Source organism: Marinobacter sp., from assembly GCF_014859525.1.
GTDB lineage: Bacteria > Pseudomonadota > Gammaproteobacteria > Pseudomonadales > Oleiphilaceae > Marinobacter.
Map to the genome: position 1 here is coordinate 1 of NZ_JACUUB010000042.1, position 24,358 is coordinate 24,358.

Below are 24,358 nucleotides of genomic sequence, written 5' to 3' on the forward strand. Positions count from 1 at the left end.
GCCCCACTCCGCCGATATCCCAGGCTTCTTTGCTCTTGATCTGGTAGCCCGATATGTAGTCAGCGATGGTCTGAATGAGGTCGTCGTCATCGGGGCGTTCGTTGAGGTCGAATGTTGCAGACATCGAACTGCCCTCCTCAGGTCCGTGCAATTAACCATGCACAGACAAAAAGCATTGCTATCGCTTTTATATATATGTCGATATTACTTACACCAGATAAAATATAAAAACGTCAAACTTTGATATTTCAATAACTTAAAAATAGATCTTCTATTTAGACAAAATTTATTAATTTTGCTGATAACCGATAACAGAAAATTTTGAATTAATTTTAATGAATAATTTTAACTACAGTTCACCAAATCTGCTTCAACTGTTTGTTTGTCATTCAAATCTTTATTATTAACAATTCTCAAAGCCGTAATGCTACAACGTAGTCTTCCCCGCCTGGTCTCCCTTATACTCTTTTCGCTATTAATGAACTGTCTGTCAGCGAACATCAATCACGCAATTATATACGTCAGCAATGACCCTGGAATCATCATTGAACAGCACTTGTATAGAGTCTGCAATTGCCGAGTGGGTCACTATCCTGGGTGACTCGAAAGTCATTGCCGCTAATTCAGAAGATTTTGGTGCCTCCACAATAGGAACCCAACGCTCAATCCCTGCGGTACTCCGCCCGGAAAACAAAGATGAAATCGCCGCGATACTGGAGATTGCACAACGATGGAAGGTCTCAGTGTATCCCGTGAGTACGGGTAATAACTGGGGCTACGGGAGCGCCAACCCGGTTGAAGATGGCTGCGTTATCCTCGACCTGAGCCGGCTTGATCGTATCACAGACTTTGACGCCGAATTGGGTGTTGTTACGGTGGAACCAGGCGTAACCCAGGGTGCCTTAAGAGCCTTCCTTGATAGCCACGAAGGCAATTACCTCGTTCCGGTGACTGGCGCCGGGCCCAGCTGCAGTATTCTTGGTAACGCGCTGGAACGCGGTTACGGCATTACACCGATCACTGACCATTTTGCGGCAGTGACCAAGATAGAAGCCATTCTGCCAGACGGCTCCGTTTACCGGACCCCGCTCAGCGAACTTGGCGGCAAGGAGGTAGACGGGCTTTTCAAATGGGGGGTCGGCCCCTATCTCGACGGGCTGTTCAGCCAGGGGAATTTTGGCGTTGTGGTGAGGATAACCATAGCGCTGGCACCGGTTCCAGAGACCGTGACGGCGTTTTTCTTCTCCACAAAAGACGACGCCAGTCTGGAAGCGCTGGTGCCTGTGGTCAGGGCCGTGTTACGGGCACTCGGTGGCTCAGTTGTGGCGATTAACCTGCTCAACAGCCAACGCATGCTCTCGATGATGGCGCCTTTCCCAGAAGATAAGGCCGTTAACGGTGTTCTACCCGCGCACGAAATTGAACGCCTTGCCAACAGTCATGGCATTCCAGCCTGGAGCGGGGTCGGCGCGATCTATGCCTCAAAGGAAGTCGCTGGCGCAGCCCGGCGCACGCTGCGACGGCTTCTCGGCCCGGTAACCGACCGCCTCGTTTTTATCAATCGGCGAAGAATCAATGCAGCCCGAACGGTGGCGCGAGTTCTGCCCAGCAGGCTCGCCACGAAGATTATGGGCATGGCGGATACGCTCTCCGGCGCGCTGGACATCATGCATGGCACTCCAAACGATGTGGCGTTGGCGCTGGCCTATTGGCGCTCAGGAACCCTGCCGGCGGCTGGCCAACCCAAAAACCCCGCACGAGATGGCTGTGGACTCATCTGGTTCGCGCCCCTGGTTCCCATTCGGGGAACAGATGTTCGCCGCTATATCACGATGATTGAACGAATTTGCCCGCAATACGGCGTCAACCCACTGATTACATTGACGACGATAAACGACCGTTGCTTCGACTCAACCGTGCCCCTCCTCTTCGATCGCACAGACGCACATGCCACAGCGCGGGCCAACGACTGCTACCGCGCACTGTGCGAGGCAGGTCAGAAAGAAGGGTTTCTGCCTTACCGTCTGAACGTCGACGCAATGGGCATTCTGAACACCAGTGGCTGTGCTTTCACTCGCCTTGCCAGCCAACTGAAAGCAGCGGTCGATCCAAATTATATCCTGGCGCCCGGACGTTACGTGCCCAGGATCGAGCGTTCCGAGGTCTAACGAGCTGTAACCTCGATACACCCGTAGTACGCCGTCAAATGGATTCAGAGCGGCGCTTTTTTCTCACTGCGACTATCGCCACAACAGCTTCCTGAACGGGAATAATGAGGGCCTCACAAATGAACACAGGGTTTGCACTTCAGGACAACATAGAACACGAAATGAGCGAAGCGATCCCCGAAGACGTCAGCACCATTTTCAACTCGGTTTTCAATGTCGAGCTGGCCATGTCTCCGGAGACCATTACCGAGGTTTTTGAAGTCCGGTACCAGGTGTATTGCATCGACCGAACGTTCGAAGACCCGGATTGCTTCGCTGATAAACGCGAGCACGATGAATACGACCCCCGATCCGCCCACGCACTGATTCGGCACCGCATATCGAGAGACAGTGTCGCCGCCGTTCGTCTCGTTATGGCGGGTGATTACCCGGAGCAGGCCAACTTTCCAATGGAAGATCACTGTATCCACCGGATGCACCAGCGTGCTCAAGACGCATTTGCCCGCACACCTCGCGAGCAGGTTGCTGAAATATCCAGAATGGCCGTTAGCCGCGAGTTTCGGCGCCGTCTCAATGAAGGCGATTCGGCCTCTGGCGTCAGCGATCTGGTCTGCTATAGCGATGCTGAAAACGGCAAACGTGCCATGCCTTATATCAGCCTGGGGCTTTTCTCGGCCATCCTACAGATGTCGGTGGGGCATGGCATTACCCATTGGATGGCGGTTATGGCGCCAGCCCAGCTGCGCTTGCTAAAGCGCTTTGGTGTCGAGTTTGATCATGTGGGGCCGGTTCTGGAGTACCATGGGCGCCGTCGCCCCGCGTTCACCGAAGCTGCGTCGCTGATTGAAGGCATAAAGAGGCGTCGCCCGGATGTGTGGTCGCTCATAACGGATGCAGGCCGTTACTTGCCCGCGAAACCAGGCACTGAATGCGCGATGAAGGAAAGAGAAGTCGCCTGAAGAGTTTGAATTCCGTTCGTGCTTTCGAACCCAGGTAATTTCAGAGCCAGAAAAACCCCCGCTTCCTGGCGGGGGCTTTTTTGTTACTGGCATCCAAACATTATGTCTGTTCAGACATTATGCTTTTGCTGCTGACTTTCTGCGTGACAGGCCAAGCCCTGCAAGGCCAAGGCCCAGCAGTGCCAGAGTGCCTGGCTCTGGTACTTTGGCAGCGGTAATGCGGAACCTGGTGTCAAAGTTGTTAACAGCGTTCTCTTCCGTCAGGAGACCAACGCATCCTAGTGCTGCACCTGCTGTTGTACAGGCGTCATCCCCAAGTGCAGCCAGTCCAGTCAGCTCAAGGAACACTGTGTAGCGATAGCCGTCGAGGATAAACGAAGGTGAAGCAAACTCAAAACCCATGGCAGTGGGTATAGCGCCTAGCTCCTCAATGTTGCCAAGTGTGAAAATGTCATCACAATTGGTGACTGAAGCTTCGACACAGTTGTTATTATTCGGTGTTTCTTTGAAACGCGCATTAAAGGTGCGAGTTTCCGGAGCCAGAGAGGCACCCGCTGGATCAAATGGTGTCAACGTCAACATCGAGTTCAGATCGAAGCTGAGTAGCGCAGCAGCATTGGCACTGATAACGTTGTTGGTATGGGTAAATATTCCACCGTCTACGGACCCGCCATTGGTGATCAGGCCGCTAGTTGCGGACACATCAGTGATTGACACAGACGATTGGTTAGGGTGCTGTGAGGTAGGAACACCCCATGTCAGTACACGATCTCCGTCAGAAGCTGTAACAGCGCCGCTTCCGGCACTTTCCGTCCAATCAGAGAACGTGCTGTTAACCGTATAGCCCCAGTCATTGATCATTGCCGCGCTGGCTGATTGCACACCCAGTGCAAACGGCAACACAAGAGTTGATAGAAGCGTTCTTTTAAATGCAGTGTTCATGATTATCTCTCCTTGATTGTGAACGCTGGCATCTTGGATCCAAGTACATACGTCAGCGGTGTATAGTAGTCAGCATAATTCATACCACCTATTTAAAAGCCATGTATTTCAGACCACTGTTATAAGATATTTCAGGCGGTGAAAAGTCAGGTGTAAGCATTTCCGACATTAATATCGTACTAATACGCTGCCTTGTGCGTCATGTAATGCTTTGTGATGTATACGAATCCTGCGGTAATAAAAAATAGGTTTAGTTTTCCACTGTGATGCTTATTTTGGAGTTAAAAGGCGTTTATTAACTGAATGAAGGACAGTAAATCGAGTTCGAGTTCGTTAATGATGCTGACAGTCCCTGATAATTGGGGCTGCCTTTGACATAGACAACACTGAGGACGCAGGGAATATCTCAGGACAATGCAAAGCCCTTCGACACCCCTGCTGGTAATTGCGTAGCGTTAGAAACAGCCCCCGGGCACCCTCACCCAACCTTCCATAATAATCCGCGCACTGCGGCTCATGATGGCTTTAGTGGCGGTCCACTGACCGTTGACCTCTTTTGCCTCTGCGCCCACCTGCAGAGTGCCAGACGGATGGCCGAAGGTGACTTCCGTGCGGTCTCCGCCACCCGCGGCAAGGTTCACCAAGGTGCCCGGAATGGCCGATGCCGTGGCAATGGCGACGGCGGCGGTGCCCATCATGGCATGGTGTAGCTTGCCCATAGACAGTGCGCGTACCAGTACATCGATGTCGGCTGCGTTGATCTGCTTGCCGCTGGATGACAGGTAATCCGCCGGTTTGGCTACGAAGGCCACCTTCGGGGTGTGTTGGCGACTGGCGGCTTCGCTCAGATCCTGGATAAGGCCCATTTTCACGGCACCGTGCGCGCGGATGTTTTCGAACATGGCCAAGGCTTTGGGGTCGCTGTTGATATCGTTCTGCAGCTCGGTGCCCCGGTAGCCGATGTCTTCCGCGTTGATGAAGATGGTGGGTATGCCAGCGTTGATCATGGTGGCCTTTAAGGTGCCTACGCCTGGCACATCCAGATCATCCACCAGGTTACCGGTTGGGAACATGGCACCTTCGCCGTCGGCTGGGTCCATGAATTCTACTTTTACTTCGGCAGCCGGAAATGTCACGCCATCCAGTTCAAAATCACCGGTTTCCTGCACTTCACCGTTGGTGATGGGTACGTGGGCAACGATGGTTTTCTGGATGTTGGCCTGCCAGATGCGGACCACGCAGGTGCCGTTTTCCGGGATGCGGTCTTTGGCGACGAAACCGCCGTTAATGGCAAAGGCGCCTACGGCGGCGGTGAGGTTGCCGCAGTTGCCGCTCCAATCTACGAAGGGTTTGTCGATGGCGACCTGGCCAAACAGGTAATCGACGTCGTGGTCGGGCTGCGTGGGCGCGGCCAGGATGACGGTTTTGCTGGTGCTGGAGGTGGCGTTACCGAGACCGTCGATCTGTTTCTCATAGGGGTCTGGGCTGCCGATCACACGCAGCAGGAGTTTGTCCCGGGCCTGGCCGGGGACCTGGCAGGATTCTGGCAGGTCTTGCAGGCGGAAGAACGCGCCTTTGCTGGTGCCGCCACGCATGTAGGTGGCGGGGACTTTGATTTGTGGGGGGTGGATCATCGGTACGCCTCGCTTGGAGATGGGCCGGTTGAGAAGGTGGGGGTCTGACCCCGTTCGGGGTCAGACCCCTTGCGGGGCCGTCTGGGTTACGCTGCGCCTTCGGCTTCCAGGAAGTCCTGGGCGAAGCGTTGGAGCACGCCACCGGCGGTGTAGATGTTCAGTTCTGAGAAGGTGTCCAGGCGGCATTTGACGGGGACGTCGATGGACTCGCCGTTTTTGCGGTGGATCACCAGCGTCAGCTCGGCACCCGGAGCGATGTCGCCTTTCACATCAAAGGTTTCGGTGCCGTCGATGTTATAGGTAAAGCGAGTGTCGCCTTCGCGAAACTGCAGCGGCAATACGCCCATACCGACCAGGTTGGTGCGGTGGATGCGCTCAAAACCTTCAGCCACGATGGCTTCAACGCCGGCCAGGCGCACGCCTTTGGCGGCCCAGTCTCGGGAGGAGCCCTGACCATAGTCCGCGCCAGCCACGATGATCAGCGGCTGTTTGCGTTCCATGTAGGTTTCGATGGCTTCCCACATGCGGGTAACCTTGCCTTCCGGCTCAAGTCTCGCCAATGAGCCCTGCTTCACGTCACCGTTGTCGTCCCGAACCATTTCGTTGAGCAGTTTCGGGTTAGCAAAGGTGGCGCGCTGAGCGGTCAGGTGATCGCCACGGTGGGTGGCGTAGGAGTTAAAGTCTTCCTCCGGCACGCCCATTTTATGCAGATACTCACCGGCGGCGGAGTCCATCATGATGGCGTTGGACGGCGACAGGTGGTCGGTGGTGATGTTGTCACCCAGCACCGCCAGCGGGCGCATGCCGGTCATGGTGCGCTCTGCGGCCAGGGCACCTTCCCAATACGGCGGGCGACGGATGTAGGTAGACTGCGGGCGCCACTCGTACAACGGGCTCTTCGCCTGTTCGGCGGCATCCAGGTTGAACATCGGAATGTACACTTGCTTGAACTGCTCCGGCTTGACGAACTCACCCACGATGCGATCGATTTCTTCGTCAGACGGCCACAGGTCTTTCAAGGTGACCGGCTTGCCGTCTTTGTCATAACCCAGCGCGTCTCTTTCGATATCAAAGCGCACGGTGCCTGCAATGGCGTAAGCCACAACCAGCGGCGGTGACGCCAGGAACGCTTGCTTGGCGTAAGGGTGAATCCGGCCGTCGAAGTTTCGGTTGCCGGAGAGCACGGCCGTTGAGTACAGGTCGCGATCAATGATTTCTTTCTGGATTTTCGGGTCCAGCGCACCGGACATGCCGTTACAGGTGGTGCAGGCGTAAGCTACGATGCCGAAGCCCAGCTTTTCCATTTCAGGCAGCAGGCCGGCTTCTTCCAGGTACAGGCGGGCGACTTTGGAGCCCGGCGCGAAGGAAGACTTTACCCAGGGCTTGCGCACCAGGCCCAGCTCGTTGGCCTTTTTCGCGACCAGACCTGCCGCGACCACGTTGCGGGGGTTGGAGGTGTTGGTGCAAGAGGTAATCGCAGCGATGATCACCGCGCCATCGGGCATCAGGCCTTTCTTTTCTTCTTCCAGTGCTTTGTCCAGGTTTACGGCAATGCCGCGATCGTGCAGATCAGATGTAGCCACGCGACGATGCGGGTTGGACGGGCCAGCCACGTTACGGACCACGGTTGACAGGTCAAATTCCAGCACACGGCCGTACTGGGCTTCGGTCATTTCACTCGCCCATAAACCGGTTTCTTTAGCGTATGTCTCAACCAGATCTACCTGCTCCGGCTCACGGCCGGTGAGCGTCAGGTAATCGGTGGTCTGTTTGTCGATGTAGAACATCGCTGCCGTAGCACCGTACTCCGGCGTCATGTTGGAAATGGTGGCACGGTCACCGATCGTCAGGCTGTCTGCACCCTCACCAAAGAATTCCAGATAGGCACCCACTACCTTCTCCTGACGCAGGAATTCGGTAATCGCCAGCACTATATCGGTGGCAGTGATGCCCGGCTGACGCTTGCCGGTGAGCCGGACGCCCACGATATCCGGCAGCCGCATCATGGATGGCTGGCCAAGCATGACGGTTTCGGCTTCCAGGCCGCCCACGCCGACGGCGATAACACCCAGGGCGTCAATGTGCGGGGTATGGCTGTCGGTGCCGACGCAGGTGTCCGGGTAGGCAATCTGGTGGCCATCTTCGTCCGGACGGTTCTGGATCACCGGAGACATCTTCTCCAGGTTGATCTGGTGCATGATGCCGTTGCCAGCCGGGATCACATCAACGTTATGGAACGCGGTGCGAGTCCAGTTGATGAAGTGGAACCGGTCTTCGTTACGGCGATCTTCAATGGCGCGGTTCTTCTCGAAGGCGTCTGGATCAAAACCGGCGGATTCGACCGACAGAGAGTGGTCGACAATCAGCTGGGTTTGAACCACCGGGTTGACCTTGGAGGGGTCACCGCCCTTCTCTGCAATGGCGTCACGCAGGCCGGCCAGATCTACCAGTGCGGTTTGGCCGAGAATGTCGTGGCAGACCACCCGCGCCGGGTACCAGGGAAAATCCAGGTCGCTTTTGCGTTCGATCAGCTGCTTGAGGGAATCGGTCAGGGATTCAGCGTCGCAGCGACGAACCAGTTGTTCGGCCAGGATTTTGGAGGTGTACGGGAGTTTGGCATACGCGCCAGGCTGGATGTCTTCGATCGCCTGGCGGGTGTCGTAGTATTCCAGGTCGGTGCCTGGCAGGGGTTTTCTGTATTGGGTGTTCATGATAATCAGCTCCGCTTCTCAATCGGCAACCATTCCTGGTGCTCTGGACCAGTGTAGTCCGCGCTGGGGCGGATGATTCGGTTGTTGGCGCGTTGCTCTTTCACGTGGGCGGTCCAGCCGGATACCCGGGACATCACGAAGATGGGGGTAAACAGTTCGGTGGGGATGCCCATGAAGTGATAAGCCGACGCGTGGAAGAAATCGGCGTTGCAGAACAGTTTCTTTTCCCGCCACATAACGTCTTCGCAGCGCACGGAGACCGGGTACAGCACGGTGTCGCCCACTTCTTTTGCGAGCTTTTCAGACCACTGTTTGATGATGCCGTTGCGTGGGTCGGAGTCTTTGTAGATGGCGTGTCCGAAGCCCATGATTTTTTCTTTGCGCTCGAGCATCCCCATCAGGCCGGCTTCGGCTTCTTCCGGGCTCTGGAAGCGCTGGATCAGCTCCATGGCTGCTTCGTTAGCACCGCCGTGCAGCGGGCCCCGCAGGGAGCCGATAGCACCGGTGACGCAGCTGTGGATGTCCGACAGCGTGGAGGCACAGACGCGAGCGGTGAAGGTGGAGGCGTTGAACTCGTGCTCGGCGTACAGAATCAGCGATACGTTCATCACCCGCTCGTGCAGTTCACTCGGCTTCTTGCCGTGCAGCAGCTCCAGGAACAGACCACCGATGGAGTCGCTTTCGCTGTTGGCGGTGTCGATGCGCACGCCGTCGTGGGCGAAGCGGTACCAATAAGTAATGATGGCCGGGAAGGTGGCCAGCATGCGGTCGATCTTGTCGTCCTGCTCGCTGAAATCGTTTTCGGTTTCCAGGTTACCCAACATGGAGCAGCCGGTGCGCATTACGTCCATCGGATGGGCGTTGCTCGGGATCTGTTCCAGCACCAGTTTCAGAGCGTCCGGCAGGGTGCGCAGACTTTTCAGTTTGGCCTTATAGGCGTCCAGCTCCTGCTGGTTGGGCAGCTTGCCGCGCAGCAGCAGGTAGGCCACTTCCTCGAACTGGGCGTTGGCTGCCAGATCAGTCACGTCGTAGCCGCGGTAAGTCAGGCCAGCGCCGGTTTTGCCGACGGTACAAAGGGCTGTTTCACCCGCTACCTGGCCGCGCAGGCCTGCTCCGCCTAGTTGTTTTGCTTCAGCCATGTTGGTCTCCCATGATGTTCTGTTTTTTGGTGTTAACTGGGGTCTGACCCCGCATGGGGTCTGACCCTCTTTTGCCCGTCGATGCACGATCTCGAGCAGATAGCGGTAGTTCAAGGGTCTGACCCCGTATGGGGTCTGACCCCCTTTTGCCCGTCCGTGCACTATCTCGAGCCGATGGCGTTCTTTTTGGGCTTGGGGTGGGGTCAGACCCCTTAGCCAGACTCCAACATCCCGTTAGTCTTTCTTTTCAACAAACAGCTTGTCGAGTTTCTGTTCGAAGTCGTGGTAGTTCAGGAAGTCGTAGAGTTCCATGCGGGTTTGCATGAGGTCTACTACGTCTTTCTGGTCGCCTTTTTCGAGTATGTTCTCGTACACTGCCAGCGCGGCTTTGTTCATGGCGCGGAAGGCGCTCAGGGGGTACAGAACCATGGCAGCGCCGGCTTCGGCGAGTTCTGATCGGTTGTACAGAGGTGTGGCACCAAATTCGGTGATGTTGGCCAGGATGGGGGCATCGATGGCTTCGGCGAAGGCTTTGTAGTCAGACAATTCGTGTACGGCTTCGGCAAAGATGGCATCGGCGCCGGCTTCGATGCAGGCTTTAGCACGGTCGATGGCGGCGTCCAGGCCTTCTTTCTGGAAGGCATCGGTGCGGGCCATGATGAAAAAGTCATCGTCTTCACGGGCATCAACTGCAGCCTTGATGCGATCTACCATTTCCTCTTTGGAAACGATCTCTTTGTTCGGACGATGGCCGCAACGCTTCTGGGCGATCTGGTCTTCGATGTGCACGGCAGCCGCGCCGGCACGTTCCATTTCACGAATGGTACGGCCAATGTTGAATGCCCCGCCCCAACCGGTGTCAATATCAACCAGCAGCGGTACGTCCGTAGCGGCGGTTATGCGGCGTACATCTTCTACCACGTCGTTCATGCTGGTCATGCCCAGGTCTGGCAAGCCGTAGGATGCGTTCGCAACACCACCACCAGACAGATAAATGGCCTGGTGCCCTACCCGCTCAGCCATCATCGCGGTGTAGGCGTTAATCGTACCAACGATTTGCAGGGGATGATTCTCTTTCAGGGCCTTGCGGAAACGGGCTCCGGGGGAAAGTTTGTTAGCCATGGAACATTACCTCTCTGATCAGATTGTTAACACGCCTTCCTGTATCTTTTGTTCGATATTCTGGCGTGCAGCATTGATGTGTCTTTTCATAAGAAATTCGGCGAGCTCACCATCGCGCTGGGCAATGGCTTCGACGATACGGCGGTGTTCGCCCAGCGCCATGTGCGGGCGCCCGGCAGAGGTGCTTAACCGGTAACGGTACATGCGTACCATGTAGTAAAGATCACCCAACAGCATTTGGGCCAGTTTGGTGTTGCGGCTGCCGGTGGCAATGCGATGATGAAAGTCGTAGTCGCCTTCTGCCTGGTAGTAGGCCTGGCCTTGGGCTTCTTCGATCATTTTTTCGTGGGTGTCGAGCGTTGCCAGCAGGTCTCGGATTTCCTCATCGGTCATCCGTTCGGCGGCTTGCCTGGCCGCCAGCCCTTCCATCACCTCTCGGATACGATAAAGCTCGATCAGCTCATCCGCGCTCACAGAGACAACCTTTACACCGGCATGGGGCCGACGTACGAGCAGTCCGCGGGATTCGAGGCGGCCAAGGGCTTCTCTGAGAGGTCCACGAGTGAGATTAAAGCGAGAGCAGAGCTCCACTTCACCGATCTTTTCGCCCGGCGCCAGATCACCTTTTACGATTGCTGTTTGCAGACAATCGAAGGCTTCATCGGCACGAGTGTAGGTTTGAATGGCGGTTTCGGACATGCTTTGTCAACAATAGTTGCGTCATTGATCCGAAATCTACGCTTGCTAGAGGTTATTGTCAACAATCCATAGACTAAAGACTGAACAGTTGTCGACAACAATTGATCAGATGTCCATTGATAAAGAGAACCGCAAGTCTGGATAGTCCGGCATGGTGAGGGCCGCATTAGAGTTGCTGATCATCCGGCCCACGCTTACGTTGGCGGTAAACGCCCGGCCCTGCATCTTCAGCGCAACCTGGCCAGCACTGGCTTTACCATGACGATGCGCCTGAGCGCCAGAGTCCGGAACCCAGCCTTGCAAGACGGAGAGGTTGATGCTCGACAGCACATTTTGAGTAAAGGGCGTAGACCATGGCGGGCTGTCCGTCCCCACCCTGAGCCAGCCACCTTTGAACGCCGCAACCGACTGGCCGTTAAAACCGGCCATCATCGACGAGCCGGCAACCGTCAAATACTCCGATGATGGCAGATCTTCATCAGAAAACTGGTAGCGCCCGTTAACTCGCCAATTCCACTGGAACACAGCCTGCTCAATGGAGCCCGACACTGCCACCTTGTAGAAATCCCGCTCGTCAGAGATGCCCTCCTGCATGGAATAGTCTGTTGAACGATATTCTCGGCCGCTTAGCGCCTGAATGTGCGTATTGGCAACAAAGCCGAACATCAGCTCGTGCCCACCTTTGGCGTCCAGTCCAAACGATGATACCTGGTGACGGGATTCAGAGATCAGGCTATCGTCTTTGAACGAGGCACTGTCTCGGCCCCGGTGCCGGGCAACACCATCAAACGACATGCCAAATCGAGAGAACAGAGGGCGACTTGCCGTTAGATTCAAATCCCGAGCTTCGCCACTGGCTTCAACCCGGCCGGAACCGTTACTCACCGCACGACTGTATCGAGACTTTCCCGCCTCGATATTCACCTTGTTGGCGCCAGCAGGAAAACCATAGCGTAAAGACATCTGACTGGAACGGGTATCGGTCTGGTAAGACTGGTTATTTCGGTAATCCAAACCGATGGTGTCTTTCTGGCCAAGCAGCCTGTCGGTGGCCACGCCAACAGTGCCATCAATGCCATCGCTGGTGCGCGCCGTCTTGCCAGAAAACTTCAGTCGTGATCTCAGCCAGTGATCGCGCTCTTCTTTATAGGCATCCCCGCTGCCGACAAGACCGCCAGCATAAGGCTGCCAGCCGCTACGGAGCCATGCACCCTCTTCTGCGGCGCATACGAGCGGGCTTGCAACGCACAAAAACAGTGCAACAAAGGGGTGTCGCCTCAAGAGTCAGGGTCCTAACACGTAATGCCGGCTTCGGGTGTTCGAAAACCGGTTTTGTAAGTGGATTGCTGATCAGTAATGAATGTATTGCACCTCAGGAAACAAATCCAGCGGTTGTTTCACAAGATAACAAAGAATTTATTCCTAATATACAGAGTGTTACGATACACTCTGAATGCTTTTTCTATACAAATCAAAGACCCATATCGAAAGTGACAACGTTGGCTTTTTTACCAATCGCTACATTTCGGCACCAAGCCCTCCATTTAGACCAACAACTTGGTTACACTTGGCACACTTCGTGAGTCAGCCCTCAGGGATGACTGGCCTGGAACAGGCCGCGACCCATGCGAACATAAGGACAAGCGTTATGATCAAAAAATGCCTCTTCCCCGTTGCCGGCTACGGTACACGTTTTCTGCCCGCCACCAAGGCGATGCCGAAAGAAATTCTGCCGATTGTTAACAAGCCACTGGTTCAGTATGGCGTGGAGGAAGCGGCCGAGGCGGGCATTCACGAATTCGGCTTTGTGACCGGCCGTGGCAAACGTGCGATCGAAGATCACTTCGACATCAGCTATGAGTTGGAGCACCAGATTGCAGGATCAGGCAAAGAAGGGTTGCTGAACTCCATTCGCGATCTGATTGATCACAACAGCTTTGCGTTTACTCGTCAAAATGAAATGAAGGGCCTGGGCCACGCCATCCTGACCGGCCGCAACCTGGTTGGCGACAATCCCTTTGCGGTGGTGTTGGCCGATGACTTTTGTGTGGGGCCAGACGGTGAAGACGGTGTGCTTGCGCAGATGGTCAAGCTTTATAAGCAGTTCCGCTGCTCCATTGTCGCGATTGAAGAGGTGCCTCAGGATGAGACCCATAAATACGGGGTGATTGCCGGCGAATCCATGAAAGACGGGCTGTACCGGATAACCGATATGGTCGAGAAGCCGGCGCCGGAAGATGCGCCCAGCAACCTGGCCATCATCGGTCGCTACATCCTGACGCCCGACATTTTCGACATCATCGAACGCACACCTCCCGGCAAAAACGGTGAGGTACAGATTACAGATGCGCTGCTGGAGCAAGCCAAGAACGGCTGTGTACTGGCTTACCAGTTCAAAGGTCAGCGTTTTGATTGCGGTAGCATCGATGGTTTTGTAGAGGCCACTAACTACGTTTACGAGAATATCTACAAAAAAGGCAAATAATGCGTCGGCGGGGCTGCCCGGCCCCGCTGTTAACAACCCAGAAGCTGCAACACCATGCGCCGGCTATCTTCCGAGGCTTTGCGGAAACGGCGCAATAACTCGCGTTCTTCATCCGACAACTGAATCCGGTTAATTTCCTGCTCAAGCTGGTTCAGGGCCACCGTCAGGTCTTCGCTGCTAGTGAACGCGAGCCCTGGCAGTTCCAACTGACTGGAATCAAACTCTTCCTCTTCCATAACCGTGTCCCTAAAAAGTCAGCTGGAAAAGTGAATCAATTCGGGAATGTATCGTACATATAGCTTTGCACACAATCTGCCTATACTAAAAGTGTAAAATCCACGAGCAGGAATGCTATGGCCACCCTGGACGCAGACAACGCCTGGAAGCTTATCCTCAGCGCGATCAATCGCAGCAATGTGACCCTAACGGTACCTGGCAGCGATCAACCGTCACTCCGGCTCAACGGTAAGAGTTGGGAACTGATGAACCCGGCCACCGATGAGGCCAGGGATATGCTTTTGCTTTTCCTGCCCCTGTGCCAACCGGTCCGGAACGCATCCGGCAGCAATGTTATCGGTCAACTTGGCCAGAGCCTGGATGGTCGAATTGCCACAGTGACGGGCTGCTCGCGCTTTATCAACGGCGATGACGGCATTACTCATTTGCACCGGATTCGCGCACTGAGCGATGCAGTGGTGGTAGGTGCGGGAACAGCGGTGACGGACAACCCGCGCCTGACCGTACGCCGGGTCAGCGGTAACAATCCGGTGCGGGTGGTGATCGACCGCAAACGCCGCGTACCTTCCAGCCACCACCTGTTTACGGACGGCCAGGCACCTACCCTGCACCTGGTTGCCGGCGACTATGATCCCGACCGAAAGCCCGAACAAAACGGATTGGTGACCACCATTGCCTGCCTTGGCGATGCCGACAATCCAAACCCGGTGCAGCCAGAGCTTATTCTGCAAGTGTTACAGGATGCCGGCTTGCATAAGATTTTTATTGAAGGCGGTGGTGTAACCGTGTCGTCTTTCCTGAAGGCCGGTTTGTTGGACCGACTACACGTAATGGTTGCCCCGATGATCATCGGCAGCGGCCGCCCGGCTTTTTCTTTGCCCGAGATTGACCAACTGGATGAGGCGCTTCGGCCCCAAGCGCAATTGATCAATCTGGGCAGCGACATGCTGTTTGATCTGGCGTTCGATAAACCGACACAGGCCTCAGGACTTCCGGAGCAGCATTAATGCACCGGGCAGGCTGCCCAGAAATATCAGGGTGCCATAGCCGACACTGATGGCGACGCCCTGCTCTGCCGGCAGCCCGGCCGCGGGCCAAAGCAGTGCAGCGGCGCCTTCACGAACCCCCCAACCCGATACCGTAACAGGCAGAACCATTGCCAGCAGCAGTGCCAGGCATAACCCCGCAACCAGGGCCAGGCTTGCGAAATCGGTCGCCAAACCCATGCCGGTGGTGATCAGAACAAACACCAGCAAATAGGTCACCAGCACGGCCAGCGACGTGGTCAGCTGCACAATGCCGGCCTGCCAACCGGCAAAGGCCCGATAAAGATCGCCTCCCAATCGACGAGCATAGCGCACCAAGGCAGAGACCTTGCCGCTGACAAACAATAGCCAGCCAACGCTACCCAGCAGTATGGGGGCAAGCAGCCAATACATTGGGCTCAGTGAAACCTGGGCTTGCAGACCCTGAGCGGAAAATTGCCCGCCCAACCAAAGTGCTGCCATCACCAGCAACACCACAGGCACAAGCACGATCTGGCCAGACAACCTTTCCAGCGCTACCGCATGGATCGCAGCCAGATTCTCTGAGCGCTCCGAGGTACTCGCTGTATGAAGTTTGCTATGCCGCCAGGCACGATTCACATCCCCCATCACGCCACCCGGTAACACCTGATTCAAAAAACTGGCCAGGTAGTATTCCCGAACCGCAAAGCTCATGGGAATCCCAACGCCCAACCGGGCCGCAGTGTATCGCCAGCGCCAGGCCGATAGCATCACCTGCACAACCGAAATGCACAGCGCCAGGATAACAAAGGGCAACGGCACCGAGGCCAATCGAGACACCAGCGCAGAGCCGTCAATAAAAGCAAACACCAGCCCAAGAATGACCAACGTCGCCAGCCATCGCAGCAATAGTTTTGGCCTGGCACGCTGTTGGATCATCAACGATGCTCTGCTCCGGGCAATGCCAACAAATCCAGATGATCTACAACAACCCTAAGCTCCCGACCATCCAGTTGGGCTCGCCGATCCTCGAGCCAACCGCTTATCCCCTGCGCGGATGTTGGATCTTGCTCGCAGGCCGCCTGTACCCAGCCAACCATCAGCATGTCGATCAAGCTGGCATCACCCACGCTACCCCCCAAGCGCCACGGACTGCCAGCCACCTCAACCCGATAGCCTTCTGCACGCAAGTAGTGTTCAAGCACACCGGTTGCCTCTGGGCCCAATGCACTGCCACTGCCTTTGTCGCCGTGTTGATGCCGGTTAACCAGCGCCTTTACTTGGTCATCCAAAGGGTGCGGGGGCATCAACTCAAAGTTGCCGCTGTAGCTCAGTACCACCAGCAAGGCTGAACGGCGACGGGCAATAGCGGAGGCGAATGCCTTTAGCCAGGGCTCAGAGACCAGATCGATCAGCGCAGAGGCGGTGATCAGATCCACATGCGCCGGCAAGAGCTCGTCGATATTGCTTACCGTCAACTCGACACTCTGTGGTTCAACCGGGGCATCCAACGCCTCAACCCGCGCCGAGGCGACCGGCAAAAGGCTCTGATCTGGCTCCACCAGTATCCACTGCTGCGGTACCGGCAAGCGCGGAATCAAGTACGCGGGATTGGACCCAAGACCACTGCCAACATCAATCAATTTCAGAGGTGCTTTGGGTGCTCCGCCCTCTGACGCCTCGCTGTATCGACGCATCAGCCACTGGGCCAACCTGTCGGTTAATGCGTTGTTTCTGGCTGCGTGATCTGAGGGTTCCCGGGTTTCCAGCCATTGCCGGGAAAACCGAGCCGGGTCTTCCTGATTTTGCGGTACCAAACCTTGCATAAAATCTCGAGCAGTATCAGGCCATGCGCGAATGCTGTTTCGGGAATGACAGGCTTTCGCCATCAAAGCCTGTAATTCTTCACGGTTAACAATAAGAGAACGAAGCCGCCTGGCCAGCTCAGACACGTCACCAGCCGGGTAAGTGCAAGCGCCGAGCTTTTGCGTGGTAAGGGCCAGAGCACCGCCATCGGAAGACAGAACAGGCAACCCTGCGGCCAGTGCCTCGTCGATGACCATGCCATAACCTTCGTAAAGCGACGGGAACACAAACAGATCGGCATTCGCATAGGCTGCCGCTATGCGGGGCGCATCCACCTCACCCAGCAACTGAATACGATCCGCCAGACCGTTGCCAGAAATTGCCCGGCTCACCTTTTCGGCATACTCCGGATCACGGTCCTTGGCACCCACCAACACACACTGCCAGGGCAGGTCTTTCAGCGTCGACAACGCCTCAACGAGCTGGTGTTGCGCTTTTCGGGCAGACAGGTGGCCAACGCACAGCAACCGTGGCTGCTCGCGCTCCCCTGCCGACGGCTCGGCTCGGACTATCGAGACATACTCATCATCGACGGCGGGTTTTGCAGTCACAATGCGAGAAGCCGCCACGCCATAGGCTTGCTGGACCCGTGCGGCCGTATACTCACTGGTGGTGAAAACCTGGCCCACCTGAGCCAGGGCTCGCGTTTCCATGCGCTTTAACCAGTCTTGCTCACCCGCATCTAACCCGGTCTCATCTGCCAACGGGTGGTGCACCAATGCCATCATTTGTAGCCGTTCAGTATGCTGCTCCAGCACCGCTGGCATGGCCCCCATTGCAAGGCCGTCAAGGATAACCCGGGCTCCCACTGGCAACGACGCGAGAAAATCCTGCATAGACCTTTCGGCCACCGAATCTGGCCGCGGGAAGCGCCCCGGTAAACCTTTAATCCTGGCGTTAATTCGATTGCCCCTGAGCGCTTGTACCAAACGCTGGACGTAACGGTAACCACCCGTGTTCTGCTCCGGATTACCGGGCACCACAAACCAGAGTTCAGATGCCTGCATGATAGCTGGCCCACGCCAGATGCGACTCGCCCAGGGTGACTTTCAGGCTGACAATACCTTTGCCATCCTCACCCAAACGGCCATCACGAATCGCCGCCGCCATGCGATCGAAGACCGCCTTGGCCATGAACTCGGTGGTGGTGTTGCGACCTTTGAATTCAGGAAGGTCGTCCAGATTCTTCATATTGAATTCGCCGAGTACGGCTTTAAGGACCTCAGATGCCAGGCCGATATCGACAATCAGATCATTGTCATCCAGAACTTGGCGTTCAAACGTCACGTCTACCACATAGGTGGCTCCATGGAGCCCCTGGGCCGGGCCAAAAAGCTCGCCGTTGAAGCTGTGGGCAATCATCATATGGTCACGAACGGTCAGGCTGAACATAGGTTTTCCTTTTCAATAAATGATTCGGTGGCAAAGTGCGTCTGCCTCCGGTGAAAACAGGCTGTCTGCAAGAGCCGGAAGTTGTTCAAACCGGCATTCACCACTGATGAGCAGATCAAGCTCTGGCGCACGCAACATTGACAACGCCAGCGCCAGTCGCCGCTGGTAATTCCAGCGGGGCTGTCGTGACGGGGGTATATGCCCCACCTGACTTGATTTCAACTCAAGGCGATTGGGATGAAAGGCGTGCCCTAACGGCACGCTCACCGGCGAATCACCGTACCAGCTGAGCTCAATAATGCGCGCTTCCTGTCCTGCCATTTTCAGGGCAGATTCAAGGCCACGGCTGTGGCCAGAGGCATGAATCACCAAATCACATCCTTCGGCACTCGCCTCGCTGGAAAACGGCAGCCCCAACGATTGGGCAACGGCTTGCCGCGCCGGATTGGTATCCACCGCCAGCAATTCAACGCCGGGGATCTGGCGAACCAGCCAGCCCACCAAAAGCCCGACCACGCCCAAGCCAACCACGGCGACGCGGTCGCCGATCGCAGGCTGAGCATCCCAAAGCCCGTTGATGGCTGTTTCCATGTTGGCCGCGAGAATGGCACGCTCCGGCGGCACCTGGTCGGGCAGGACCGTTACCGCCGCCACGGGCACGCGGTAATGCTGCTGATGGGGATACAGGCAAAATACACGGCGGCCCTGCAGGTGGGCGGGGCCATCAGTCACTTCGCCAACGTTGGCATAACCGTACTTTACCGGGTAAGGAAAATCCCCTTCCTGCCAGGGCGCACGCATGCGTTGATACTCACCCGGCGGCACCCGGTTATGATAGATCAGTGATTCTGTGCCACGGCTGATACCGGAATATACAGAGCGCACGGTAACGGTCGGTTCATCCTTCCAGTCACACATGTCTACAGGCCTGAGTTCGCATCGGCCGGGGCCAGTCACCCAAAATGCCCGGTTAGCTGATAGGGTCATAAACAGTCCATTCGCTGATTGGCTCCGTAAGCAAAAATACAATCCACAAACTATAGTCACACAACGGGTGCTTAACACACGCAACAGAAAGGCAATACGGCAGCAACAGGATATGGATTCGATTCGACCTGCTTCAAACCAGATGCCTGCGACGGTCAAGGAGCTTGCCTGGTCGTCAGCATTGCTGATGTGCGCACTATTGGCTCTGCATTATTTGTTCAACCTGCCGAGTGTTTTTTTTCTGGCTGCGGTATCGGTGTTCGTGATTCAGGGCAGTTTTATACTGGCTCACTGGCCAGCCAAACAATCTTTTGGCTGGGCCAACCGCACCACCCTGCTCCGCTCGGTTGTAGTCATTCCCCTGGTCGCCTGGGCCCCGTTTTTGTCGCACGCTGACGGCCTTGCGCTGTGGTTCTTCTCAATAGCCAGCCTGCTGGCGCTGATCCTAGACGGCGTCGATGGCAAGGTCGCCCGGGCCACCAACAGCCACAGCGGTTTCGGCGCCCGTTTTGATATGGAATTGGACGCACTGTTCATTTTCGGCCTGTGCCTTGCTGTTCTGGCACTCGGTAAGTCTGGCGCCTGGGTGCTGTTGCTCGGGCTAATGCGGTATCTGTTTTTGGCAGCCAGTTATTACTTCACATGGCTTGATCGGCCTTTGCCTGAAAGCTTCCGGCGCAAGACCGTGTGCGTGTGGCAAGTGGTCACTTTATTGGTGGCCGTTACGCCCCCTACCCCCACTGGCTTTGTCAGCCTTACCCTCGCCATTGCGCTACTGCTTTTGGCCTGGTCATTCTACCTGGATGTTCGCTGGCTTTTTGCAAGGAGACTTCATTATGAAAACTGATCTCATCAAAACCACAGCCGCTGCGCTTATGTTCAGTGCCTCACCGGCGCTGCTGGCCGAACCCACAGTATTTGAAGTTGACGACGAACACTTTTCAATGAGCTTTGAGGTGATGCACGTTGGCTATGCGCCGGTGATGGGTATCTTCCGCGAAGTGGAAGGGGAATTCGTTTATGACGAAGACACCGGCGAACTGTCATCCGGCCAATTGGTGTTCAAGGCGAACAGCGTGTTCACCAATCACAAGAGGCGGGATGACCATGTCAGAAATCGTGACTTCCTGCATGCCCGTCGCCATAAAGACATCACCTTCGACGTTACCGGTTTTGAACGAACCGGCGACAATACCGGCGTTGTCACCGGCGACCTGAGCCTGCTTGGACAAACTCATCCTGTGGACGTCAACGTGACGCTCAACAAGGCCGATGTCTACCCCTTCGGGCATGAAAAATACACACTGGGCATCAGTGCCTCTGCCGTCATCAAACGCAGCGAGTGGGGCATGACCTACGGTCTGGATCAGAACATGGTCGGTGACGAAGTCAGCTTGCGCTTCGGGTTTGAAGCCATTCAGAAATCTGGCCAGCGCTGAGCCTCATAATGTGACAGGTATCTCAGTTTCAAGGAAAAATGGTGCATTGTCAGACAATTTTTTTGCCGGTTTTGACAATATCCGACTATGGTTACCTTTTTGCACACGAATTAACGAACAACAATAACAGGGTGATACAGAATGCCTTATAAGGCACTGCTGGCAACTGCAGTACTGGCGGCCGGGATATCAGGCACCGCCTGGTTTTTGTCCGCTGAGAATGACGGCCAGTTTGGTTGGCTCGTGCCTGCGGGCCAGTCCGACCCGCAACCGCCTGAGCGCATGGCCGGGGGCCAAAACCCATCAGGGGCGGGCGACGAGCCACAAACCTCAGACCCTTCTGACAATGCGCTCGGGTTCATGCTCGCAAGTGTAGCTGACGAGTATCAGCAAACCATCCATTACCCGGACTACTCTGTGCCTCTTTCCGACGCCCAGGCGCGAGCTTACCAGGGCAACCTTTACCATCCCGTTGAACTGCCACTGGAAGGAGACGGTCGCTTTTTGGTCTCCCTGGACAAGTTCCGGTTTACCCGAGGCGAGCCAATTCTGGTGGTGGCTTCGCTCAGTGGTCGTCAGGTGTTCGGTGAGTCTTTATCGGCAGCTCTCGAATCCACTCCCGAGCAGGACCGGGCAGATTCGGCAGAGCTTAATGCCACAGAAGATACCGGTTATTACCAGGGTAGCCTGAGTTCTGATCACGCCCCTGGCGAATACCGTTTGATTGTTGAAGCCCGGGTAGATGGCCGCCCGGTTCGGCATGTGTCATCGCTGTTTATCGAGCCAGACCTCGGTGACTTCAACGGCATTGAATCACCTTATGTTTCGGGCAATGATCTGATCATCCCCGTCAAATTTGACCCCGAAAGCGCCGGCTATTACGCCTTAACCGCGCAGCTATACAACGGCCAGCGAGCTTTGGCGCAACTGAGCGCCGAGGAATCCCTCAGCGGAGGCCGGGGCACCCTCCAGCTGCGCGCTCATGGCAGCGTGCTGGCCAACCGCGACATCGAAGGCCAACTGCAACTGCGGCATTTACAGATCCGACAGATGCCCGCCCGCCCCGGCGATCGAACCCACTATGCCTTCGGCCCCGATGAGGGCTATGAATTTTCACCGCCGAACCTCGACAGACTCCGTGATGAGCCGGCGGTGAACCCAGAATCAGAGCAACGGGCGGCGCTGTTACGGCGGCTGGCTGACAAGTTCTGATAGACAACGATTAAACCAGAACAACGGAGCAAGCGATGAGTAACAATAACAAGAGAAGCTTGAACAAAACGGCACTTTCACTAGCACTGGCAGGGGGATTGTTCGCCACATCGGCGCAGGCACAGCTGGCCGGGCACAACGTTATACTCGTTCACGGGTTCATGATGGAAAACCTGTCCCAGGCCCCCGCTAACATGCAGGAGGTCAAACAAGCCGGTGAAGACTACTGGCGGGACTATTGGCTGAACCGAGCAGAAGCCCGCATCGACTGGGCCAGCAACGGACGCGTCGAGGGCGACATTGCCCGGCAGGCGTATCAGCAGGTGCGTCAGATCAGCCAACAAGGTTTGTGTGATAACTATTGTATTGTAGTTACCCACTCGACCGGCGATCTGGTGACCCGGCACTTGCTGGAGAACCAGGCTCGTTGGCTGCAATCAGAAGGACTGCAACCGCTGAAGATTTTGGCAGTGATGGATCTGGCCGGCGCTGGCGGCGGCACGGAACTGGCTAATCTGGCGGTCAGCGTCGCCTACAACAACAGCTGGTATAACTGGCCAGTCAAACAGGCGGTCCGTCTCTTCACTGGCATTGATCCGCAACCGGACAACCTGGGCGTGGTGAACGATTTGCAAACCAACGTAGCCCGTAATTTGTCAGCCGGGCCCAACACGATCCCGCGCCTGCGGTTTGTGGGCGGCGGCTCCTCTTTTGGCGGCGTTACCACGCCGTTCATCGCTGGTACCGATGATGGCGTGGTGCCTACACACTCTGCCTGCGGCGCTACCACAGCCAATGCTATCAATTCCTGCTCAAGCACCCTCAGCCTTGCTGGTCAGGTTTCGAGCCAAAGCGGTCCCTCTGGCCTCTACTACAACCACTACCCGATCCTGATGAGCGAAGGGGCCAACCACAGCGCCGTTAAAGACACCCAAACAGGTAATGTTTCGGTGCCCGTGGTCAACAACACCGTGCTGAACGGGCTGCAGGTTAACTTCGCCAGCCGCACCTACAATCAGCGAGCCTGGTGGCAACTGTGGGGTTCTGGCAATCAATATGTCGAAGTACCAGGATCCGCCCAGACCAGCATGTCTAACTTGCTGTACACAACCTTCAACAACTGATCACCGTTGTTCGACCGGCTCAGGGATGAGCCACCCTTTCTGATACTTTCTTTAGTAGCCCTCTCGGTTTTCGCTGCTTTCTTTTTTAGTTCGCAAACTATAGATTAATCGACCTTTGGTTATCACTTGCTGTACTGAGGCCGGTTCACCGATGTCTGACGCCCACAAATCCGATCTTCTTCTCGTTCTGGTAACACTGCTCGCGGCGATCAGCTGGATGTTTTCAAAAGAAGCCGTGTTAATGATGCCTCCGCTGATGTTTATGGCGGCCCGCTTTCTGATCGCAGGCGGCATACTGGCGCTGATCGCCCTGCCCGCGCTGTGCCGGCTGAATCGCGATCAGGTCAAGAGAAGTGTCGGCGTTGGCCTGGTGTTTGGTATCGCCATGAGCTGCTGGATACTGGGGCTGTTCCATGGCGACAGCATGGGCGAAGGTGCTTTTCTGACCAGCATGGGGATTGTGATCGTGCCCATCATCGCTCGTCTGGTGTTTGGTGAGGCTCAGCCCCTGAGTACCTGGCTGGCGATTCCTATTGCGGCGGCAGGCCTTGCCTTGCTGTCTCTGGAAAACGGCTTTCAACCCGATCCGGGACAGCTCTATTTTGTCGCCGCCGCTTTTATATTTGCGTTGTACTTCACCCTCAATACCCGAGCCGCCAATCAGCGTACAGTCACCAGCAAACAGGGTGAAGTTATTGAGAAACAAAAGGTACCGGCCCTGCCACTCACGGCACTTGCTTTGCTCACGGTGGGTGTTGTGACCCTGGCCGAATCCGCGATCAGCGAAACCTGGGCCCCAACCCTCAATAATCCGCCCCCGATTCTGTTTGTGTGGATTCTGGCCAGCGCCGTAATCGGCACCGCCGGTCGCTTTCTGCTCCAGACCTACGCTCAGAGCTTGTCAGCGCAAAGCCACGGGGTGGTGATTTTGGTACTGGAGCCGGTCTGGGTTGCACTCTTTGCCGCCGGCTGGTTTGGCGAAACGATGTCTGCCCTGCAGTTGGCCGGTTGCGGCCTGATTTTTATGGCGCTTCTGGTCAATCGCTGGAGCGCGCTGACCCGCGCCATCAAAGGCTTGATGAAAGCGAGAAAAACTGCCTGAAAGAGGTTGACCACCGGGGCCGAAATCCGTATATTTCGTCCCCGTTGCGAGATAGGACCATAGCTCAGTTGGTTAGAGCGCTACCTTGACATGGTAGAGGTCCCCAGTTCGAATCTGGGTGGTCCTACCAATT

At 56.0% G+C, this 24,358-nt stretch carries 21 protein-coding genes and 1 tRNA gene; 10 read left to right on the top strand and 12 right to left on the bottom strand.

The genetic code is table 11. The annotated features are described in order from the left end of the window. Positions 1 to 545 precede the first annotated feature (545 nt). Together IBX51_RS09890 and IBX51_RS09895 are read left to right on the top strand one after the other, a co-directional pair. Entirely contained in the window at positions 546 to 2,168 is a 1,623-nt protein-coding gene (locus IBX51_RS09890) for an FAD-binding oxidoreductase (protein ID WP_291831047.1), read from the top strand. Positions 2,169 to 2,287: 119 nt separating this feature from the next. After that, on the top strand, positions 2,288 to 3,127 hold the full coding sequence (locus IBX51_RS09895; RefSeq protein WP_291831049.1) for a PEP-CTERM/exosortase system-associated acyltransferase: 840 nt from the start codon (positions 2,288 to 2,290) through the stop codon (positions 3,125 to 3,127). Between the two features lie 117 nt (positions 3,128 to 3,244). Here IBX51_RS09895 and IBX51_RS09900 read toward each other — a convergent pair whose 3' ends face one another. The 7 genes from IBX51_RS09900 to IBX51_RS09930 form a co-directional block, all read right to left on the bottom strand. After that, positions 3,245 to 4,069, bottom strand: a complete 825-nt coding sequence (locus tag IBX51_RS09900; RefSeq protein WP_291831050.1) for a THxN family PEP-CTERM protein — start codon at positions 4,067 to 4,069, stop codon at positions 3,245 to 3,247. A gap of 455 nt (positions 4,070 to 4,524) precedes the next feature. Beyond that, a complete protein-coding gene (gene prpF, locus IBX51_RS09905) occupies positions 4,525 to 5,703 on the bottom strand; it encodes a 2-methylaconitate cis-trans isomerase PrpF (protein ID WP_291831052.1) in 1,179 nt (392 codons plus the stop codon). An 86-nt stretch (positions 5,704 to 5,789) separates the two neighbouring features. Continuing rightward, entirely contained in the window at positions 5,790 to 8,414 is a 2,625-nt protein-coding gene (acnD, locus tag IBX51_RS09910; protein WP_291831053.1) for a Fe/S-dependent 2-methylisocitrate dehydratase AcnD, read from the bottom strand. 5 nt (positions 8,415 to 8,419) lie between these two features. Next, positions 8,420 to 9,553 carry a 2-methylcitrate synthase gene (gene prpC / locus IBX51_RS09915; protein ID WP_291831054.1) on the bottom strand — a complete coding sequence of 378 codons (1,134 nt, stop codon included), beginning with the start codon at positions 9,551 to 9,553 and terminating at the stop codon, positions 8,420 to 8,422. 234 nt (positions 9,554 to 9,787) lie between these two features. Continuing rightward, complete coding sequence (gene prpB / locus IBX51_RS09920; RefSeq protein WP_291831055.1) at positions 9,788 to 10,675, bottom strand: methylisocitrate lyase; 888 nt, start codon at positions 10,673 to 10,675, stop codon at positions 9,788 to 9,790. An 18-nt stretch (positions 10,676 to 10,693) separates the two neighbouring features. Beyond that, positions 10,694 to 11,374 (bottom strand): GntR family transcriptional regulator, encoded by a 681-nt coding sequence (locus tag IBX51_RS09925; RefSeq protein WP_291831056.1) that lies wholly within the window; start codon positions 11,372 to 11,374, stop codon positions 10,694 to 10,696. A gap of 105 nt (positions 11,375 to 11,479) precedes the next feature. Next, positions 11,480 to 12,655 carry a ShlB/FhaC/HecB family hemolysin secretion/activation protein gene (locus IBX51_RS09930; RefSeq protein ID WP_291831057.1) on the bottom strand — a complete coding sequence of 392 codons (1,176 nt, stop codon included), beginning with the start codon at positions 12,653 to 12,655 and terminating at the stop codon, positions 11,480 to 11,482. A gap of 367 nt (positions 12,656 to 13,022) precedes the next feature. Between IBX51_RS09930 and galU the strand changes: the two genes are divergently transcribed. Next, positions 13,023 to 13,859, top strand: coding sequence for a UTP--glucose-1-phosphate uridylyltransferase GalU (galU, locus tag IBX51_RS09935; protein ID WP_291831058.1), 837 nt, complete (start codon positions 13,023 to 13,025; stop codon positions 13,857 to 13,859). A gap of 29 nt (positions 13,860 to 13,888) precedes the next feature. Here galU and IBX51_RS09940 read toward each other — a convergent pair whose 3' ends face one another. Continuing rightward, positions 13,889 to 14,095, bottom strand: coding sequence for a hypothetical protein (locus IBX51_RS09940; protein ID WP_291831059.1), 207 nt, complete (start codon positions 14,093 to 14,095; stop codon positions 13,889 to 13,891). A 117-nt stretch (positions 14,096 to 14,212) separates the two neighbouring features. On the opposite strand from IBX51_RS09940, the gene IBX51_RS09945 reads away from it, so the two are divergent. Then, positions 14,213 to 15,103 (top strand): RibD family protein, encoded by an 891-nt coding sequence (locus tag IBX51_RS09945; RefSeq protein WP_291831060.1) that lies wholly within the window; start codon positions 14,213 to 14,215, stop codon positions 15,101 to 15,103. On the opposite strand, the gene IBX51_RS09950 is transcribed toward IBX51_RS09945, so the two are convergent. From IBX51_RS09950 to IBX51_RS09965, 4 genes are read right to left on the bottom strand one after another with little or no spacing between them, the layout of a single operon-like run. Continuing rightward, positions 15,080 to 16,042 carry a lysylphosphatidylglycerol synthase transmembrane domain-containing protein gene (locus IBX51_RS09950; protein WP_291831061.1) on the bottom strand — a complete coding sequence of 321 codons (963 nt, stop codon included), beginning with the start codon at positions 16,040 to 16,042 and terminating at the stop codon, positions 15,080 to 15,082. The genes IBX51_RS09945 and IBX51_RS09950 overlap by 24 nt on opposite strands. Further along, positions 16,042 to 17,976 carry a glycosyltransferase gene (locus IBX51_RS09955; protein WP_291831062.1) on the bottom strand — a complete coding sequence of 645 codons (1,935 nt, stop codon included), beginning with the start codon at positions 17,974 to 17,976 and terminating at the stop codon, positions 16,042 to 16,044. Before IBX51_RS09955 ends, IBX51_RS09950 begins: the two co-directional genes overlap by 1 nt. After that, positions 17,963 to 18,361, bottom strand: coding sequence for a 6-carboxytetrahydropterin synthase (locus IBX51_RS09960; RefSeq protein ID WP_291831063.1), 399 nt, complete (start codon positions 18,359 to 18,361; stop codon positions 17,963 to 17,965). Before IBX51_RS09960 ends, IBX51_RS09955 begins: the two co-directional genes overlap by 14 nt. Before the next feature lie 12 nt (positions 18,362 to 18,373). Continuing rightward, positions 18,374 to 19,279 (bottom strand): zinc-binding alcohol dehydrogenase, encoded by a 906-nt coding sequence (locus tag IBX51_RS09965; RefSeq protein ID WP_291831064.1) that lies wholly within the window; start codon positions 19,277 to 19,279, stop codon positions 18,374 to 18,376. 181 nt (positions 19,280 to 19,460) lie between these two features. Between IBX51_RS09965 and IBX51_RS09970 the strand changes: the two genes are divergently transcribed. From IBX51_RS09970 to IBX51_RS09995, 6 genes are all read left to right on the top strand, one after another. Beyond that, the gene (locus IBX51_RS09970; protein ID WP_291831065.1) at positions 19,461 to 20,195 is read left to right on the top strand and encodes a CDP-alcohol phosphatidyltransferase family protein; all 735 of its coding nucleotides are present in this window, start codon (positions 19,461 to 19,463) and stop codon (positions 20,193 to 20,195) included. Further along, complete coding sequence (locus tag IBX51_RS09975) at positions 20,185 to 20,787, top strand: YceI family protein (RefSeq protein WP_291831066.1); 603 nt, start codon at positions 20,185 to 20,187, stop codon at positions 20,785 to 20,787. Before IBX51_RS09970 ends, IBX51_RS09975 begins: the two co-directional genes overlap by 11 nt. 141 nt (positions 20,788 to 20,928) lie before the next feature. Beyond that, positions 20,929 to 21,999, top strand: a complete 1,071-nt coding sequence (locus tag IBX51_RS09980; RefSeq protein ID WP_291831067.1) for a hypothetical protein — start codon at positions 20,929 to 20,931, stop codon at positions 21,997 to 21,999. 35 nt (positions 22,000 to 22,034) lie between these two features. After that, on the top strand, positions 22,035 to 23,123 hold the full coding sequence (locus tag IBX51_RS09985; protein ID WP_291831069.1) for a hypothetical protein: 1,089 nt from the start codon (positions 22,035 to 22,037) through the stop codon (positions 23,121 to 23,123). A gap of 151 nt (positions 23,124 to 23,274) precedes the next feature. Next, positions 23,275 to 24,225 (top strand): DMT family transporter, encoded by a 951-nt coding sequence (locus IBX51_RS09990; protein WP_291831070.1) that lies wholly within the window; start codon positions 23,275 to 23,277, stop codon positions 24,223 to 24,225. 53 nt (positions 24,226 to 24,278) lie between these two features. Beyond that, positions 24,279 to 24,355, top strand: a tRNA-Val gene (locus IBX51_RS09995). Positions 24,356 to 24,358: the final 3 nt, after the last annotated feature.

Coding starts and splice junctions, on each gene's coding strand:
- IBX51_RS09895 (WP_291831049.1), top strand. CDS start 2,288: ATGAACACAGGGTTTGCACTTCAGGACAACATAGAACACGAAATGAGC.
- IBX51_RS09900 (WP_291831050.1), bottom strand. CDS start 4,069: ATGAACACTGCATTTAAAAGAACGCTTCTATCAACTCTTGTGTTGCCG.
- prpF (WP_291831052.1), bottom strand. CDS start 5,703: ATGATCCACCCCCCACAAATCAAAGTCCCCGCCACCTACATGCGTGGC.
- acnD (WP_291831053.1), bottom strand. CDS start 8,414: ATGAACACCCAATACAGAAAACCCCTGCCAGGCACCGACCTGGAATAC.
- prpC (WP_291831054.1), bottom strand. CDS start 9,553: ATGGCTGAAGCAAAACAACTAGGCGGAGCAGGCCTGCGCGGCCAGGTA.
- prpB (WP_291831055.1), bottom strand. CDS start 10,675: ATGGCTAACAAACTTTCCCCCGGAGCCCGTTTCCGCAAGGCCCTGAAA.
- IBX51_RS09925 (WP_291831056.1), bottom strand. CDS start 11,374: ATGTCCGAAACCGCCATTCAAACCTACACTCGTGCCGATGAAGCCTTC.
- galU (WP_291831058.1), top strand. CDS start 13,023: ATGATCAAAAAATGCCTCTTCCCCGTTGCCGGCTACGGTACACGTTTT.
- IBX51_RS09940 (WP_291831059.1), bottom strand. CDS start 14,095: ATGGAAGAGGAAGAGTTTGATTCCAGTCAGTTGGAACTGCCAGGGCTC.
- IBX51_RS09945 (WP_291831060.1), top strand. CDS start 14,213: ATGGCCACCCTGGACGCAGACAACGCCTGGAAGCTTATCCTCAGCGCG.
- IBX51_RS09950 (WP_291831061.1), bottom strand. CDS start 16,042: ATGATCCAACAGCGTGCCAGGCCAAAACTATTGCTGCGATGGCTGGCG.
- IBX51_RS09955 (WP_291831062.1), bottom strand. CDS start 17,976: ATGCAGGCATCTGAACTCTGGTTTGTGGTGCCCGGTAATCCGGAGCAG.
- IBX51_RS09960 (WP_291831063.1), bottom strand. CDS start 18,361: ATGTTCAGCCTGACCGTTCGTGACCATATGATGATTGCCCACAGCTTC.
- IBX51_RS09965 (WP_291831064.1), bottom strand. CDS start 19,279: ATGTGTGACTGGAAGGATGAACCGACCGTTACCGTGCGCTCTGTATAT.
- IBX51_RS09970 (WP_291831065.1), top strand. CDS start 19,461: ATGGATTCGATTCGACCTGCTTCAAACCAGATGCCTGCGACGGTCAAG.
- IBX51_RS09975 (WP_291831066.1), top strand. CDS start 20,185: ATGAAAACTGATCTCATCAAAACCACAGCCGCTGCGCTTATGTTCAGT.
- IBX51_RS09980 (WP_291831067.1), top strand. CDS start 20,929: ATGCCTTATAAGGCACTGCTGGCAACTGCAGTACTGGCGGCCGGGATA.
- IBX51_RS09985 (WP_291831069.1), top strand. CDS start 22,035: ATGAGTAACAATAACAAGAGAAGCTTGAACAAAACGGCACTTTCACTA.
- IBX51_RS09990 (WP_291831070.1), top strand. CDS start 23,275: ATGTCTGACGCCCACAAATCCGATCTTCTTCTCGTTCTGGTAACACTG.